Below are 15,870 nucleotides of genomic sequence, written 5' to 3'. Positions count from 1 at the left end.
CAGGCAGGCAATAGCCACAGCGGATATCAGATGCCGCTGTGACCATCAGGCACAGCAAAGCCGGTTACACGCTGCGCGTGACGCCGCCGTCCACGCGAATATTTTGCCCGGTGATATAAGCCGCGCCGGGCGAAGCAAGAAACGCAATGGTAGCCGCCACTTCTGCAGCCGTGCCATAGCGCTGCATGGGCACGCTGTCGCGCCGTTCATCCGTTTTCGGCAGGCTATCAATCCAGCCTGGCAGGACGTTATTGATACGAATATTCTCAGCTGCGTAGGTGTCGGCAAAGATTTTACTGAAAGAAGCCAGACCGGCACGGAACACGGCCGAGGTCGGGAACATGTCGGTGGGTTCAAACGTCCATGCCGATGAGATATTAATGATACTGCCGCCACCCTGCTGCTGCATGATCGGCGTGACCAGGCGTACAGCGCGCACCACGTTGAGGAAGTAGGTTTCCATTCCCTGCTGCCACGCATCATCGCTTAATTCAAGGATCGGCGCGCGCGGACCGTGACCGGCACTGTTAACCAGCACGTCGATACGTCCCCAGCGCGCCAGTGTGGCATCAATCAGGTGCTGCAAATCGTCTACTGACTGATTCGAACCGGTAATGCCGAGCCCGCCCAGACGATTTGCCAGTGCCTCGCCTTTGCCGGAGGAGGAAAGAATCGCAACCCTGAAACCCTCGCTGGCCAGCTTCTCCGCTGCCGCTGCGCCCATACCGCTGCCACCTGCGACAATTACCGCAACTTTTTCTACTGTCATGTGAGTCACCTCATAAATTAAAAATCCTGTCATGCCAGTATAATTGCCTGGAGATGCAGCAGAGAGTCAGCTCAGCTGGCAATTGACGATAGGAAAACTACAGGATGAATCAGGGCTTTCAGGCATTACCGTCGCTGAATGCGCTACGGGTATTTGAAGCCGTGACGCGGCACCTTAATTTTCGCCTCACCGCTGAAGAGCTTGGTGTGACGCAGGGTGCGGTTGCGCAGCATATTCGCGGTCTCGAGGCCAGCCTGGGCCTGAAACTGTTCGATCGGTTGCCGCGTTCGCTGGCGCTGACCGCTGCCGGTGCAGGCTATGCGGTGCACATTCGTCAGGCGTTCGAGCTGATTGATGAGGCGACGCGCACGCTGCGCCCGGAGCCGGATCGCCTGACGCTGAGCGTAACACCGACCTTTGCCAGCCGCTGGATGCTGCCGCGTTTACCGGCATTTACCGCGGCCTGGCCGGATATCGACCTGCGCGTGCTGGCCTCTGAACGGCTGGTGCAGTTTCACCATGAAGGCGTCGATCTGGCGGTGCGCTATGGCCGGCCGCCGTTTGGTAGCGGGCTGGAGGCCATGCTGCTGTTTAGCCAGACGGTGCTGGCGGTGGTCAGCCCGGCGCTGCTGGCACAACACGGTGATGCAGCGCAGCCAGAAAATTGCCTGCGCTATCCGCTGCTGCACGATGGCCATCACCTGTGGCCGGCATTCCTGACGTTTATGTTTCCCGGCCAGTCGCTGCAGCATCAGCATCATCTGCGCTTTAACCAGACCGCGCTGGCGCTGGAAGCGGCGCTGAGTGGTCAGGGTATCGCACTGACCAGCCCACATTTTGTGCAGAACGATCTGGCCAGCGGTCGGCTGGTTCCCGCCTGGCAGCGTGAGATGCCCGTTGATGCCGGCTGGTATCTGGTGGCTCCGCGTCGTCCGCGTGAGCAGGCAACGGTGAGTGCGGTTCGTGCGTGGCTACTCAGTCAGGCGGAGCAGAGCAAAGATTGATGGCTGAGTAACGCGATGCTTTTATGTTCAATAACAAAATCAGTAAAACTGATGATCGTCTGCGAATTATGAATGTTATAACTGACTGAGCATGCATTTTATAAGGTTTATCCTGCACAGGCAGGGTTTTAGAAAAATATCACGAAAATTCAGCTATTAAGGGAAGGAATTGTACGTTGCAATCTGCTGAGGGCTGTGAATAAATAAAACGCTGAATTTCATAAAAATGCCATAACGGCCAGGCGACAGCCTGCATAACCGTATTACCACCATGACCGATCATAAAATTCTTTTAGCCAGGGATATCAGCGCCAGAAGTGAAAGCATGCAGGCGCACCTCATCGCCATCCGGCGCGATATTCACGCACATCCGGAACTTGGTTTCGACACCATCCGCACCGCAGCCATCGTGGAACAGGAGTTACTGCGCCTCGGGCTGACGCCGCAAACCGGCGTGGGCCGCACCGGCGTGATGGTGGACATTACCGGCGCGCAGCCGGGCAGGACCGTGCTGCTGCGTGCCGATATGGATGCGCTGCCGATTCATGAGCAAACCGGCCTGCCGTTTAGCAGCATCTGGCCGGGTAAAATGCACGCCTGCGGCCACGATATCCACACGGCTACGCTGCTCGGCGTTGCAGCGATCCTCACGGACCTGCGCAGCCAGCTGCACGGCACGGTGCGGCTGATTTTTCAGCCGGCGGAAGAGACGCCAGAGAGCGGCGCGCAAGCCATGATTGCTGCCGGCGCAGCGGACGGCATTGATGTGGCGATCACGCTGCACAATAAGCCAGAGCTGGCCGCAGGAGAAATCGCCCTGACGCGCGGTGCCAGCACCGCTTCCAGCGATGAATTCGACGTAGTGATTCATGGCAAATCCACCCACGCCGCCCGGCCGCACATGGGTACCGATCCGATCATTGCCGCCGCCAGCCTGGTAACGCAGTTGCAGACCATTGTGTCGCGCGAGCTCGATCCGGCGAACTCTGCTGTGCTGACGATTGGCCATATCCACGGCGGCAACACTCATAACATCATCTCCGACAGTTGCCTGATTCAGGGCACCATCCGCGCTAAATCACCGCAGGCGCGCGCTCACATGGAAGACGCTTTCCGCCGCATCTGTGCCGGAGTGGCGCTGTCGCTCAATACGCGGATTGAGGTCAATTATCAGCGAGGTGTACCGCCGCTGATGAATGATGATGCGCTGATTGATGCACTGAAGCCGATCCTCTCGCACCAGTTCGGCAAGCCGGTGGTGGCAAAACCTAGCAGCAGCTTTGGCGCGGAAGATTTCTCGCTGTTTACCGAGCGTGTGCCGGGCTGTCAGATCCATATCGGCTCTGGCGCGCCGGGGCGCGACGACCATCTGCACAACTCCGACTATCAGCCGGACGAACGCAGCATTCACGCTGGCACACAGGCTCTGGCCCGTATAGCGATCGACTTACTCTCCTGATAATAATGAGGTTTTATGATGATGCGTAAAGGGCTGTTCTCCGCCTCCGCGGGCATGTTGCTGCTGGCTGCTGCCGCTGTGGTTCAGGCCAAAGATTTCGGCACGTTAAAATTCGCTACCGAAGCGGCCTATCCGCCGTTTAACCAGTCCACGCCGAGCGGCAAAATTGTCGGCTACGAGCCCGATATGGTGGCCGAACTGGCGAAACGCGCGGGGTTCAAATATGAAATCGTCGCGCAAAAGTGGTCCGGACTGATCCCCGGCCTCGCTGATGGCAAATATGATGCGGTGGTCGATGCCGTCACCGTGACGCCAAAACGTGAAGAAGTGGTGGATTTTACCCATCAGTACACCGTGAGCGTTTCGGGCTTCGTCACGCTGAAGGGCAGCGCAGTGGATACCCTGCCGGGCAACGGTGAAGTAGTACAGGCGACCGATGAAGCCGGTATGAACAAAGCCATCGACGCGCTGAAGGCGAAGTTCAAAGGCAAAACCATTGCGGTGCAGGTCGCTACCATTCAGGCCGATTTCCTCAACAAATACCTCGGTGATGTCGCGACTATCCGTACCTATCAGGCCGGCCCGGAAACCTTCGCCGATCTGCTTAACGGCCGGGTTGATGCGGTCATGGCATCGCGCACCAACCTCAATGCATATGTGAAAAAACACGCGGATACGGTAAACAGCACCGGTTACGGCTTTGTGGGTGGTGTACTGGGCCAGGGCTCGGCGATTGCCATTCGTAAAAACAATCCGGAGCTGAAAGCCGCGCTGGATCAGGCGCTGGTGTCGATGATCAAAGACGGCACGCTGAAGCAACTGTCAGAGAAATGGTTCGGCGAGAACGTCGCGCCTGCGGAATAATGCTGAGCGCTTATGACTATTGACTGGCAACTGTTAGGTTTTGGTGACGAGGGCTGGGGCGGCGTGCTGCTGGACGCCGCCACCGTCACGGTAACGGTCTCGCTGTGTGCGTGGCTGCTGGGCGCGATGCTCGGCAGCCTGCTGTGCTGGATGCAGATTGGTGGCGGCCGCTGGCAGCAGCGTGTTGCCAGCGGCTACATCACGCTGTTTCGCGGCGTGCCGGAGCTGCTGGTGATCTACCTGTTCTACTTTGGCGGCCGACAGGTGGTCGGATTTATCGGTGAAGCTATCGGCCTGCAGGGACCGTTTGACGTTAACGGCTTCGTTGCGGGCGCGATCGCCATCGGGCTGATTTCCGGCGCTTATCAGAGCAGCGTATTTCGCGGCGCGTTTTACGCGATTCCCGCCGGCACGCTGGAAGCCGCTACGGTCACCGGTATGGGCCGTTTTATGCTGTTCCGCCGCATGATTGTGCCGCAGGCGCTGCGCACCGCGCTGCCGGGCATGGGTAATCAGTGGCAATCGGTGATTAAGGAGTCGGCGCTGGTGTCGGTGACCGGGCTGGTGGAAACCATGAACCAGATTTCCACCGCGTCGAATTCCACCCAGATGCCGTTTTTCTTCTACAGCGTAGGCGCGGTGACTTACCTGATTATCACCACCTGTTCAGATTTCTTCTTCCGCTATGTGGAAAAAGTGGCCATGCGCGGGCAACAACGCGCGCGGTTGTAAGGAGCCACGATGGATTTCACCTTTTTACAGCATACGCTGGCGGCACTGCTGCGCGGGCTGCCGCTGACGCTCAATCTGGCGGTCTTGTCTCTGCTGGGCGGCGGGGTACTGGCGCTGCTGCTGAATCTGCTGCGGCAGCATCGCCTCGGCAGTTACGTCACGCGTTTTTACGTCTGGCTGTTTCGCGGTACGCCGCTGCTGATTCAGATCTTCATGATTTACTACGGCCTCGGCAGTCTGCCGGCGGTGCGCGAAAGCGTGCTGTGGCCGCTGCTGCGTGAGCCCTACTGGTGCGGGTTAATTGCGCTGATTCTCAACGACGCGGCTTACACCGCCGAGATCCTGCGCGGCGGACTGAATGCGGTTAGCGTGCAGTCACTGGAAGCGGCGAAAGTGTGCGGCATGTCGCGCTTCACTACGCTGCGGCGCATCACGCTGCCGCTTGCGGTGCGTCAGGCGCTGCCGGCCTACAGCAATGAGATCATCTCAATGATCAAATCCACCTCGCTGGTGAGCACCATCAGCCTGATGGAGATGACCGGCATCGCCGATTCCATCGTGTCAGAAACCTTCCGCGCGCTGGAGGTGTTTATCAGCGCGGCGATTATCTATCTGCTGCTGACCGTGCTGGTGAGCAAAGCGGTGGCGCTGCTGGAGCGCCGTTTGTCCCCTTATCACGCTGGAGCACGTTAATGAATAAACCCACTATTGCCCTGAGCCATCTCAGAAAAAGTTATAGCGGGCATGAAGTGCTGCATGACATCAGCCTGACGGCGCAGGATGGCGACGTTATTTCGCTGATCGGCGCCAGCGGCTCCGGTAAAAGTACGCTGCTGCGCTGCATCCCGTTTCTTGAAGTGCCACAGGCCGGTGAGATTGCCGTGGGCGATGAAGTGGTCACCCTCGATAACGCGGACGAAAAGCTGAGCCGTGAACAGCGCCGCCGCATCAAGCTGATGCGGATGCAGCTCGGCTTTGTGTTTCAGGGGTTCAATTTGTGGCCGCACAAAACCGTGCTGCAGAACATCATTGAGGCGCCGATCCATGTGCAGAAGCGCAGTCATCAGGAGGCCGTTGCCGAGGCCGAGGCGCTGCTGCAAAAAGTCGGGTTATACGAAAAGCGCAACGCATGGCCGTCGCAGCTCTCCGGTGGTCAGCAGCAGCGCGTGGCGATTGCCCGGGCGCTGGCGCAGCAGCCGAAAGCGATACTGTTTGATGAACCCACTTCCGCGCTCGACCCGGAGCTGGTGGGCGAAGTGCTGCGCGTCATCCGCAGCCTGGCGGAAGAGGGGCGCACCATGATTATCGTCACCCATGAAATGGGGTTTGCGCGCGATGTATCAAACAAAGCGGTGTTTCTGCATCAGGGCAAAATTGAAGAGTCCGGATCGCCGCAGCAGGTGTTCAGTGAACCGATCTCGGCGCGCTGTCGCGCTTTTGTCAGCAGCCACCTGCAGCGCAACAGCTAACCAGATTTGTGCCAATGGTGTTCTAAGCCAAATTATGGAAAAATCGCCCTCCCTCAACGGAGGGCTTTTTTATCGGCGCAGGGAAGGTGCACGCTGTCGCGCACTTCACGTCCATCGATAACCAGCTACCGTCAGGTCTGGCTGCTGTTGCGTCACCGCGCGACAGAGAGGGCCGAAATTTTCCTCATTTTTCTACAGGCGGAGTACGTAATGGGCGCGAAGGTGTGGTTAGTGGATGATGATGTATCCGTGCGTGAGTCGCTGGGATTTCTGCTGCGAACCGTGGACTACGAGGTCGCCGACTTTGCCGACCTGGCATCGTTCGAAACCGCCGCCGCCGGTCAGCAAGCCGTATGCGGCTGTCTGCTGCTTGATGTGCGGCAGCCAGAGAGTAGCGGCCTGAGCTGGCTGGCCCGGCAGGGTGCACGCCATCCGCTGCTGCCGGTGATCATCATGACCGGGCACGACACGCTGGAGGCCTGCCGGCGCTTGTTTGCTCAGGGCGCCTTTGCCTTTTTCACCCGGCCGCTGGAGATTGAACCGTTACTGGAGACGGTCCGGCTGGCGATGCGTGAGAGTGAGCAGCGCGCCAGCCTCTAATGATGCCGCGCCGTGTTGCCGCAGAGCGCGCGCCGGGAAGCCAGCGCGCACAGCAGCGGCACCGGCAGGGTAAACAGCAGTAACAGCCACAACAGCACATACACCGCATCCACGCCGTCGTTTTGCAGATTGTTATACAGCTGCGCCGGCATTCCGTGGGGAAACCAGGCGAAAATCATCACAATGCCGAATTCGCCCATCGCCCGCACCCACGCCAGTGCCGTAGCCGACGCCAGGCCCGGTGCGGCCAGGGGCAGCGCCAGCCGCCAGAAGCGCGGCCATGGCGCGGCACCCAGCGTTCGGCCCGCTTCAAGGATCTCCGGCGGCACCGCGATAAACGCCGAGCGTGCGCTGGTGACAAAGTAAGGCAGCGCGCCATACCACTGCGCCAGAATAAAGGCGGCGGGATTGTTCACCAGCGTCCAGCCCAGCTTGCTCAGCAGCTGGCCGGGCAAACTGTACGGACCGTACGCGCTGACCAGCAGGATTCCCATCGCCAGCGGCGGCGTCAGCAGCGGGATCATCACCAGCGTTTCCACCAGCCAGCGTATTTTCCCCCGCGCCTGCGACAGCCACCAGGCCAGCGGTAAGCCGGTCAGAAAAATCAGCACCAGCGCGATCGCTCCCAGACTGAGCGAAGTGGTAATCGCCGCGCCGTCACCCCAAGCCAGCCGCAGATGTTGCCAGTGTGTGACGCCCGTCAGGGTGATAAACGGCACGGCCAGCAGCACCAGGGCGGGTAGCGATAGCCACAGCGCGCCAGCATGGCGGATTTTCATAGGGTATAAAGCCCATCGCCCTTCGGTGCGGCGTAGCCTTGCTGTTTAAACAGCGCCTGCCCTGACGGACTCAGCATGAAATCTACAAAGGCTTTGCCAGCGGCCGTACCGTGCGGCGCATTCCTGAGCACCGCCGCGTAATAGACCAGCGGCTGGGTGTGCAGCACTTTATCTTTACCCTGGCTGTCTTTGACGCTAAAGCTGACCGTGTTGTACCACTTAGTCGCCATCGCCGGATTGCTGAGGTTGATTTCATCGGGCAACGCGATGTAAGGCAGATGGGCAGAGATCACTTCGCTTTCATAGCCTGCAGCCGCATCCACCTGACCGCTCTCGAGCCGCGTCAGCAAGCCACCTTCCAGATGGGTTTGTGCGGGATTCTGGTAACCGCCGAGAATGTGGTCAGCGATGCCGGGCTGCCGGTAATACTTCTGCGCCAGTAGCAGGGTGAAAATGATGTTCTGGCCTTTAGGATCGTTTACCGGATCGGTCCGGCCAAATTTCAGTCCCGGCGCTGCCAGCAGCTGAAGCCAGCGGCCATCATTGCCTTTGGCTGCGGCAAACTGCGGCGCAAACGGCCCCTTCGGGTTATAGGCGATCACCATGCTGGTGCTGGCTACCGGTACTGCGTTGTCGATCAGTCCGGCGTCTTTCAGGATCTGCATCGGACCGGGAGTAATAGACACGAACACGTCAGCAGTGATTTTTTTGCTCGCCAGCAGGCGCGCCATGCCGTAAGCCCCCTGGCCCTGACCTTCATACTTACCGTCATGCTGTTGTGCAAATGCCGGGCCCAGTGCCTGATCCATCACTTTTCCCATCGAGCCGGCATACGTCACGCGGATATCCATAGCGGCCTGCGCCGGTAAACTCAATCCGCCGGCGGCAGTCATTAACAGTAGGGTAAGCGTCTTCACGCGGAGATTCCTTATCGCTATATAAATGAGTAAATAGCGATTATCGGAATTCTCCGTTTTAGCGCAAGGTAAAATCTGTTGCGAAATCCTGCGGTCGCGCGCCAGTGCCGGGTTTTAGTGCCATTGCAACGCGCGCTGAGAGAAAAAATTCATTTACCGATCCGTGAGCTACCGCAAACACAGGCGGCCAGCCGTCTGCTGGTTAAATAAGCGGCTATAGTTATCCCAGTTGGATTATTTTGCATGCCGCTGGGCGTGCACCTTTTCCTCATTTGCCTGGAGCCCGTTACTACGTCACGAGGTTTAACGTGTTTGCCGATCTTTCCTGGAAAATTATTCATCAGGTCATCAACCAAACAATCGCTGAGATGGTGGATGAACAGCAAACGCTGGACGTGCTGAGCCTGCGCAGGCGCTTAAGGGAAATGGCGGAGAACGAAACTAACGAGGAGATGGTGCTGTGTTACTGGCAGGCCAGCAAAGTGCTGACGCGTTTGCCGCCCACCGTCACTGCCAGCCAGCTGATAGAAGAGGCGCGCCATGCGTTCCGCAGTCCGCCCAGTCACGATTCGCTTTAACGCGAAATGCTTTTCTTTCCCCGTTGCGCTTAATAGCCTCTAATTGGCTGAAATTTAATCATAATCATGCAATACACTCTGCTAGACTTCCTGGGTTAACAACGCTGAAAACAGAGGACAGTAATGAAAATCAAAAGTTATGCCGCACACAACGCTGGTGATGCGCTGGTACCGTACGAGTACGAAACCGGTCCGCTGGCGGCGGAAGAAGTGCTGGTTGAGGTCGATTACTGCGGTGTGTGCCATTCTGATTTGTCGATGATTGATAACGAGTGGGGCATTTCCTCTTATCCGGTCATTGCCGGTCACGAAGTGATTGGTCGCATCAGCGCACTCGGCGATGCGGCGCAGGACAAAGGATTGAAGGTCGGCCAGCGCGTGGGTATCGGCTGGACCGCGAAAAGCTGCCAGCACTGTGATGCCTGCATCAACGGCGAGCAGGTCAACTGTGAGAACGGTTCAGTGCCCACCATCATGAACAAAGGCGGTTTCGCCAGCCATCTGCGCGCCGACTGGCAGTGGGTGATTCCGCTGCCGGAATCCATGGACATCTCCTCTGCCGGTCCGCTGCTGTGCGGCGGGATTACCGTGTTTAAACCGCTGCTGATGCACCATGTAACGGCAACCAGCCGCGTCGGCGTCATCGGTATTGGCGGCCTCGGCCATATGGCGATCAAGCTGCTGCGCGCCATGGGTGCAGAAGTCACGGCGTTCAGTTCGAATGCCAGCAAAACCGAATCCATCAAAGCCATGGGTGCCGATCGCGTGGTCAACAGCCGCGATCCGCAGGCGCTGAACGCGCTGGCCGGGCAATTTGATTTGATTATCAGCACCGTAGCCGTCGATCTGGACTGGCAGCCGTACTTCCAGGCGCTGGCTCCGCACGGTAAGTTCCACACCGTGGGCGCGGTGATGAAGCCATTTGAAGTGCCGGCGTTCAGTCTGATTCTGGGCGATCGCGCGGTAACGGGTTCTTCTACCGGTTCACCGGGCCAGCTGCGTAAGCTGATGCGTCTGGCGTCACGCGCCGATGTGGCACCGCAGGTGGAAGAGTTCCCGATGTCAAAAATCAATGAAGCGCTGGATCACGTACGCGCCGGTAAAGCTAATTACCGCGTGGTGCTGAAGGCCGATTTCTGAGGCGGATAACACGCTGACATTTGTCAGACAAAACGGCGGATGGGGGATCATCCGCCGTTTTTTACGCCTTATCCCTGCGAATCATCCTTTTCGCCGAGGAAGAAATACCACAGCGGAATCGACATCAGCGCGGTGAACACCGTGGTGTAAAGCGCGATCATAAAGCCCTGCGTCAGATACATGGTCAGCGTCCAGTGGCTGAACGGGATGCCGTATTGATCGATCACGCCGCCGATAATCGCATTGCTCATCACCGTACCGACAATCAGCGCCAGAATAAACAGCCCACGCAGGTAGTAACGCATCTCCTTGCGTTTCACCGTGAAGCGCGCCCGCACGATACCGAGCGGCGACTGCTGCGCAGCGAGAATTTCCGCTTCGCTCATCGGCGCACGTTGTTGTCTGCGCCAGCGCAGTACGTCCACCAGCACGAAGGCCAGCAGGCTGACGCCCATCACCGGCAGGGCATAACCGAGCGCCAGCGCCAGCATCAGGCAGACCCCTTTGGCATAGTGCGGCAGCGCCAGCCAGCTTGCGCTCAGGGTTTGCGCCGGGCTGGCCTGATCGAGAGCCGGGCGGCGCAGCCACCACATGCGATAACCCAGCACAATCATGCTGCACAAACCCAGGCCAAACAGCGCCAGCAACAGCTGATTAGGCCAGCCAAACAGCACGCCCATGTGTGCATCGACGCCCCAGCGCGTCAGTTTTGCCACCAGCGGGAAGCGATCAAACCAGACGTGATCGACAATCGCGAAGCTGTGCGGATTCACGGACACCGCATCCACCTGGGTGGGCCAGCTGCGATCAATCTCGCTGACAGTCCAGGCTTTGCCCTCGCTCTTCGGCTGGCGCAGCTCCACTTTAGCCGCGCGGATGCCATCCTGACGCGCCGCCGCCAGCACGCGATCCCAGTCAGCGTCGGCGGCATTTGCCGGCAGTGACTTCGCCGGCTGCGCCGCCGGTTTCGCCATCGACGACATCGGCATGCTTGTCATGTCCATGTCCGGCATACTGCGGTGATCGGCGTGAGGATCCGCCGGCGCGGCGGGCGCATCACCGCTGAGCGCAGTATTCACCTGTGGCGTCAGCCAGTTAAGCTCGGTGCGCATCTTATCGATATTGCTACCTGCCCATTGTGACCAGGTGAGGCCGGTAACGGAGAAGAACAGCAGCCCGAGCAGCAGCGTCAGCCCCAGCGTGATGTGCCAGTGCCGGGTGAAGGTAAACCCCTTTCGCACGGTTTTCAGCCGGCGTTTTGGTCGCGTGCCCAGCCATAGCAGCACGCCGCCGAGCGCGGCCACCCACAGCCAGCTCGCCGCCAGTTCGCTGTAGTTGCGACCAAAGTCACCGAGTAACAGGCTGCTGTGCAGCAGATCGAGCGTGGTGCGCAGCGGCAACACGCCACTGGTGCCGTATACCGTCATGTCGCCGGTTACTTTGAGGCTGTAGGGATCGATAAACACCGCGCGCGACTGCGACGGACCGAGTGTGGCATCGCTGAACTGTACGCGCGTGGTATCGCGCGCGGCGGGCGCGGGTCGAACCGCATAAATGTGCTGATTTTTGCCCGCATAGGCGCGTGCCGCGGCGATCTGCGCCGAGAGCGGTTGCACATTGCCCTGCGGCTGCGCGGTGAGCGCATCGGCGTAGATCAGATTTTCCAGCTGCGGCGTCAGCACATACAGCGTGCCGCTGAGCGCCGCCACGAAGATGAACGGCGCGACAAACAGGCCAATGTAAAAATGTAAGCGGCGTAGCAGATTAAGCACCGCGCCGCGCGGTGCTGCAGAGTGAACAGCAGACAAAGCCGTCTTCCTTCCGATAAGAGAATGTCAGGGCACAGCGCAGGCGTTGTACCGATTAATGAGATTCAGCAGGAAAGAAAAACCGGTGGCGCGCGCGGACGATGGGTACCGCTGAAGCGGCGCGGCCGGGGTGCCACCAGCGGCGGCAGCGGTGGGGCACGCGAGATCACCAGCATCAGCCAGATGAACGGGATAAACACCCACATCATTAGCGGAACATGCACCAGCAAATCACAATAGCCGCAGGCAAATTCGCCGTCGTCCATGTTGTGATGCATCATGCCCGGCATCGCCATCTCCATCGGCATATCGTGATGGTGCATTGGCATGGCAGATGAAGGGCTGTGCGACGCCACGGGGTCAATGCGCGTTTGCCGCTCCAGCAGCGTTTTCGACACAATCGGCGCGACGAACAGCAGCAGCACCGCCACAATGGCGACGCAGGCGGTCAGGCGCTGGCGAAAGTGATAGGAAAACGTCATGGCAAATACTGAGTGCTTCAACAAATGAGGCCGAAGTGTAACGCGATTGCCGCACAAGGGTTAATAAAAGTGAGGCCGGGAGCGACAAAATTCGCACCTTTTGAAAAGGGTCACTTAACGTGGTGTGTTTGTTAACTTAATTGCAACCTGATGAGTACATTAGAGAAACACTATTTCTCATTGCTGAAGGATGAGTGGAGTCTGATGGCAAGAACTGTCATTGCTCAGAATTTGTGGTCGCCATTAATGGCGACCCTACAAGGTATTTGCACTATTTGCACAGGGTGCGCATTGATCCGCACCGATATAAACAGGTCACTTGCAACTTTATTGCAAGGCGTCACGTCATTTATTGCGGCCTGTAGGCAGTTGCACGATTTTCACATGACGGCGCATTGATAAGCACCGTTGTAATCAGGTCACTTTCAACTTAATTGCAAGGCATAACGGCATCGATCGCAATCAGCAAGAAATTACACGATTTCCGTAGGGTGCGCATTTATGCGCACCGATATAAACGGGCGGCTCGTTGTTTAACTCTTTTCATTTACAGGGAAGCCTCTCAGTATGAGCCGGGCCTTAAAATATCGATCGCCCCAGCCGCTCCGTGAGTTTCTCCAGCATGGCGGTGCCGGCCAGCGAGTTACCGGAATGATCCAGCGCCGGTGACCAGACGGCAATACTCATCTCACCGGGAATCACTGCGACAATCCCGCCGCCGACGCCGGATTTAGCCGGCATGCCCACGCGCCAGGCAAACTCACCGGCGCCGTCGTACATGCCGCTGGTCATCATCAGTGCGTTCACCTGCCGCGCCTGGCGTGCAGAGATCACCGCCCAATCATCATCCTGCATGCGGCCGTGATTGGCGAGATAGAGAAAAGTATGCGCCAGTTCGCTGCAGCTCATCGCCAGCGAGCAGTAGTGAAAGTAGGTTTCCATTACTTTACTGACGTCATTATGAAAGTTGCCAAACGACTTCATCAGCCAGGCAATGGCGGCGTTACGTGCCGAGTGCTCATATTCAGATCGCGCGACCACACGGTCATACTGAATGTCCGGCTGCTGTGCCAGACGACGCACAAACTCCAGCATGCGCTGGCGTGGCGCGGTGAGTCGGCTTTCCAGCAAATCGCACATTACCAGCGCGCCGGCATTAATGAATGGATTGCGCGGCTTTCCCTGTTCCAGTTCAAGCTGCACCAGTGAATTGAATGCCTGGCCGGATGGCTCTTTGCCTACGCGCTGCCAGATCTCGGCGTCCTCGTACAGCGTCAGCGCGACGGTGAGCGACAGGACTTTGGAAATGGACTGGATCGAGAAGCGCGTGCCCGCATCGCCGGCCTGATAGCTGCGTCCATCGGCGGTGGCAATGGCGATGCCCAGTTGATCGGCATCCACGCCGGCCAGCGCCGGGATGTAATCTGCCACTTTGCCCTGACGGGTGAGGGGGCGTACGTCCGTGATAATCTCTTCAAGCAATGCATTACTGAGTTCCGACACCTTGTGGCTCCGGGGTGACTAATCCTGGCGCGATCATGGTGATTTGCCGTCGGCGCGTCAATCCACCGCGCAAAATTCTGTGAGCATGCTGCAGCAAGCCTGCCACCGCATTGCGGATTTTCTGCCCGGTTTGTTGCGCCCGATCGCAACCCAGCCTGGCGCCTACGCCACATTGCGCGGCCTGAGGTAAAATTATGTTGCGAATGATTGAGTTACCGATCAGGCAATTTTGGTTATGCTAAGCCCCAACTCTTTCCGGCGCTGCCAATGCGCTCAACTGTTGTAATTGAGGATGACGATGTCTGCCTTACCTGATGCCACCGAGCCTGCCAACGCGATGCGCGCCGGGCGCTTTATGCTGCTGCAAAAACTGCTGCGACGCGATAAAACCCCGCTGGCACTGCTGCTGCTGGCCGCGCTGGTCGGTATCCTTACCGGGCTGGTGGGTGTGGCTTTCGATCGCGCGGTCAATTTTATTCTCCACCTGCGGATCGGCTGGCTGACAGAGCGTGCGGATAACCTGGCCATGGCGTTGCTGAGCGCGTTTTTTATCTCGGCGCTGCTGGGCGGCATCGGCTATTTTCTGGTGCGCCGCTTCGCGCCGGAGGCGGGAGGCTCGGGCATTCCGGAAATCGAGGGCGCGCTGGAAGAGCTGCGCCCGGTGCGCTGGTGGCGCGTGCTGCCGGTTAAATTTATCGGCGGCATGGGCGCGCTGGGTTCTGGCATGGTGCTGGGGCGCGAAGGACCCACGGTACAGATTGGCGGCAACATCGGCGGTATGTGCCTCGATCTGTTTCGCGTGCGCGATTCCGAATCGCGTCATACGCTGCTGGCGACCGGTGCCGCGGCGGGGCTTTCGGCGGCGTTCAACGCGCCGCTGGCCGGCATTTTGTTCATTATCGAAGAGATGCGCCCGCAGTTTCGCTATAGCCTGATATCGATAAAAGCGGTGTTTGTTGGCGTGATCATGTCGAGTATTGTCTTTCGCGTGCTCAACGGTAATGAAGCCATCATTAATATCGGTCAGCTGCGTGACGCGCCCACCGAGACGCTGTGGCTCTATCTGGTGCTGGGTGTGCTGTTTGGTGGCTGCGGCGTGGCGTTCAACCGGCTGATATTTCTCGCACAGGACCAGTTTCAGCGCCTGCATCTCGGACGTACCGGGCGCTGGGTGCTGTTCGGTAGCCTGCTGGCCGGACTGTGTGGCATGCTGGGTTTACTGCTGCCGCAGGCGGTGAGCGGCGGAACGACGCTGATTCCGGATTTCGCTACCGGACACTATGGCGCGCTGGCGCTGTTTGCTCTCTTCGCGCTGCGCACGCTGGTCACCATTTGCTGCTTCTCTTCAGGCGCGCCGGGCGGTATTTTTGCGCCCATGCTGACGCTGGGCACGCTGCTGGGCACCTGCTTTGGTCAGTTGAGCGCCGACTGGTTCCCGCATTATCAGCTGGAAGCCGCCACCTTTGCCGTCGCGGGGATGGGCGCGCTGTTCGCCGCCTCGGTGCGCGCACCGCTTACCGGCATCGTGCTGGTGCTGGAGATGACCAATAACTATCAACTGATTCTGCCGATGATCATCACCTGCCTGGGCGCAACGCTGGCGGCGCAGTTCTTTGGTGGCAAACCGCTCTATTCTTCAATCCTGGCACGCACCCTGGCCAAAGCACAGCTCACTAACCGCGCCAGCGCCCGGACGGAATAGGCGTTTTTCCGGCGGCCATGACAGTTGAAGCCGGTTAACACTATCGGCTTCACTCTCCGTCCTT

Annotated in this window: 16 protein-coding genes; 10 read left to right on the top strand and 6 right to left on the bottom strand. The window is 58.7% G+C overall.

Annotated elements, in window-relative coordinates; genetic code table 11:
- Positions 1 to 64 precede the first annotated feature (64 nt).
- Positions 65 to 769, bottom strand: a complete 705-nt coding sequence (locus AC6I79_RS23030) for an SDR family oxidoreductase (protein WP_166710557.1) — start codon at positions 767 to 769, stop codon at positions 65 to 67.
- 104 nt (positions 770 to 873) lie between these two features.
- Here AC6I79_RS23030 and AC6I79_RS23025 point away from each other — a divergent pair, with 104 nt between their 5' ends.
- The 7 genes from AC6I79_RS23025 to AC6I79_RS22995 all read left to right on the top strand — a co-directional run bounded on the left by AC6I79_RS23025 (position 874) and on the right by AC6I79_RS22995 (position 6,897).
- The gene (locus tag AC6I79_RS23025; RefSeq protein WP_211726800.1) at positions 874 to 1,773 is read left to right on the top strand and encodes a LysR substrate-binding domain-containing protein; all 900 of its coding nucleotides are present in this window, start codon (positions 874 to 876) and stop codon (positions 1,771 to 1,773) included.
- 271 nt (positions 1,774 to 2,044) lie between these two features.
- Positions 2,045 to 3,232, top strand: a complete 1,188-nt coding sequence (locus AC6I79_RS23020; protein WP_498027811.1) for a M20 metallopeptidase family protein — start codon at positions 2,045 to 2,047, stop codon at positions 3,230 to 3,232.
- Positions 3,233 to 3,247: 15 nt separating this feature from the next.
- Positions 3,248 to 4,096 carry a transporter substrate-binding domain-containing protein gene (locus AC6I79_RS23015; protein ID WP_021508866.1) on the top strand — a complete coding sequence of 283 codons (849 nt, stop codon included), beginning with the start codon at positions 3,248 to 3,250 and terminating at the stop codon, positions 4,094 to 4,096.
- A gap of 12 nt (positions 4,097 to 4,108) precedes the next feature.
- Complete coding sequence (locus AC6I79_RS23010; RefSeq protein ID WP_159377599.1) at positions 4,109 to 4,828, top strand: ABC transporter permease; 720 nt, start codon at positions 4,109 to 4,111, stop codon at positions 4,826 to 4,828.
- Positions 4,829 to 4,837: 9 nt separating this feature from the next.
- A complete protein-coding gene (locus AC6I79_RS23005) occupies positions 4,838 to 5,521 on the top strand; it encodes an ABC transporter permease (RefSeq protein ID WP_159377600.1) in 684 nt (227 codons plus the stop codon).
- Positions 5,521 to 6,297 (top strand): ABC transporter ATP-binding protein, encoded by a 777-nt coding sequence (locus AC6I79_RS23000; RefSeq protein WP_058758981.1) that lies wholly within the window; start codon positions 5,521 to 5,523, stop codon positions 6,295 to 6,297. Before AC6I79_RS23005 ends, AC6I79_RS23000 begins: the two co-directional genes overlap by 1 nt.
- Positions 6,298 to 6,507: 210 nt before the next feature.
- Entirely contained in the window at positions 6,508 to 6,897 is a 390-nt protein-coding gene (locus AC6I79_RS22995) for a response regulator transcription factor (RefSeq protein ID WP_021508870.1), read from the top strand.
- Here the strand turns inward: AC6I79_RS22995 and AC6I79_RS22990 are convergent.
- Together AC6I79_RS22990 and AC6I79_RS22985 are read right to left on the bottom strand one after the other, a co-directional pair.
- Positions 6,894 to 7,676: a molybdate ABC transporter permease subunit gene (locus tag AC6I79_RS22990; RefSeq protein ID WP_059009321.1), complete on the bottom strand. Its 783-nt coding sequence runs from the start codon at positions 7,674 to 7,676 to the stop codon at positions 6,894 to 6,896. The genes AC6I79_RS22995 and AC6I79_RS22990 overlap by 4 nt on opposite strands.
- Positions 7,673 to 8,569 carry an extracellular solute-binding protein gene (locus AC6I79_RS22985; protein WP_104187596.1) on the bottom strand — a complete coding sequence of 299 codons (897 nt, stop codon included), beginning with the start codon at positions 8,567 to 8,569 and terminating at the stop codon, positions 7,673 to 7,675. The genes AC6I79_RS22990 and AC6I79_RS22985 overlap by 4 nt, the downstream gene beginning before the upstream one ends.
- A 332-nt stretch (positions 8,570 to 8,901) precedes the next feature.
- Here AC6I79_RS22985 and AC6I79_RS22980 point away from each other — a divergent pair, with 332 nt between their 5' ends.
- Both AC6I79_RS22980 and ahr read left to right on the top strand, forming a co-directional pair.
- Positions 8,902 to 9,171 (top strand): hypothetical protein, encoded by a 270-nt coding sequence (locus AC6I79_RS22980; protein ID WP_010616678.1) that lies wholly within the window; start codon positions 8,902 to 8,904, stop codon positions 9,169 to 9,171.
- A 123-nt stretch (positions 9,172 to 9,294) separates the two neighbouring features.
- A complete protein-coding gene (gene ahr, locus AC6I79_RS22975; RefSeq protein WP_104187595.1) occupies positions 9,295 to 10,311 on the top strand; it encodes an NADPH-dependent aldehyde reductase Ahr in 1,017 nt (338 codons plus the stop codon).
- Positions 10,312 to 10,379: 68 nt separating this feature from the next.
- Here the strand turns inward: ahr and AC6I79_RS22970 are convergent, their stop codons facing one another.
- The 3 genes from AC6I79_RS22970 to glsB all read right to left on the bottom strand — a co-directional run bounded on the left by AC6I79_RS22970 (position 10,380) and on the right by glsB (position 14,104).
- Positions 10,380 to 12,119 carry a DUF2534 family protein gene (locus tag AC6I79_RS22970; RefSeq protein ID WP_159377602.1) on the bottom strand — a complete coding sequence of 580 codons (1,740 nt, stop codon included), beginning with the start codon at positions 12,117 to 12,119 and terminating at the stop codon, positions 10,380 to 10,382.
- 65 nt (positions 12,120 to 12,184) lie between these two features.
- Positions 12,185 to 12,601 carry a DUF2946 domain-containing protein gene (locus AC6I79_RS22965; protein ID WP_021508875.1) on the bottom strand — a complete coding sequence of 139 codons (417 nt, stop codon included), beginning with the start codon at positions 12,599 to 12,601 and terminating at the stop codon, positions 12,185 to 12,187.
- A gap of 579 nt (positions 12,602 to 13,180) precedes the next feature.
- Complete coding sequence (gene glsB / locus AC6I79_RS22960; protein WP_104187592.1) at positions 13,181 to 14,104, bottom strand: glutaminase B; 924 nt, start codon at positions 14,102 to 14,104, stop codon at positions 13,181 to 13,183.
- A 298-nt stretch (positions 14,105 to 14,402) separates the two neighbouring features.
- Between glsB and clcA the strand changes: the two genes are divergently transcribed.
- Entirely contained in the window at positions 14,403 to 15,806 is a 1,404-nt protein-coding gene (gene clcA, locus AC6I79_RS22955; protein ID WP_081316036.1) for a H(+)/Cl(-) exchange transporter ClcA, read from the top strand.
- Positions 15,807 to 15,870 lie beyond the last annotated feature (64 nt).

The organism is gamma proteobacterium symbiont of Scutellera amethystina, assembly GCF_059730845.1.
The sequence above is the reverse complement of the archived record's forward strand: the minus strand, read 5'-3'. Positions and strand labels throughout refer to the sequence as shown.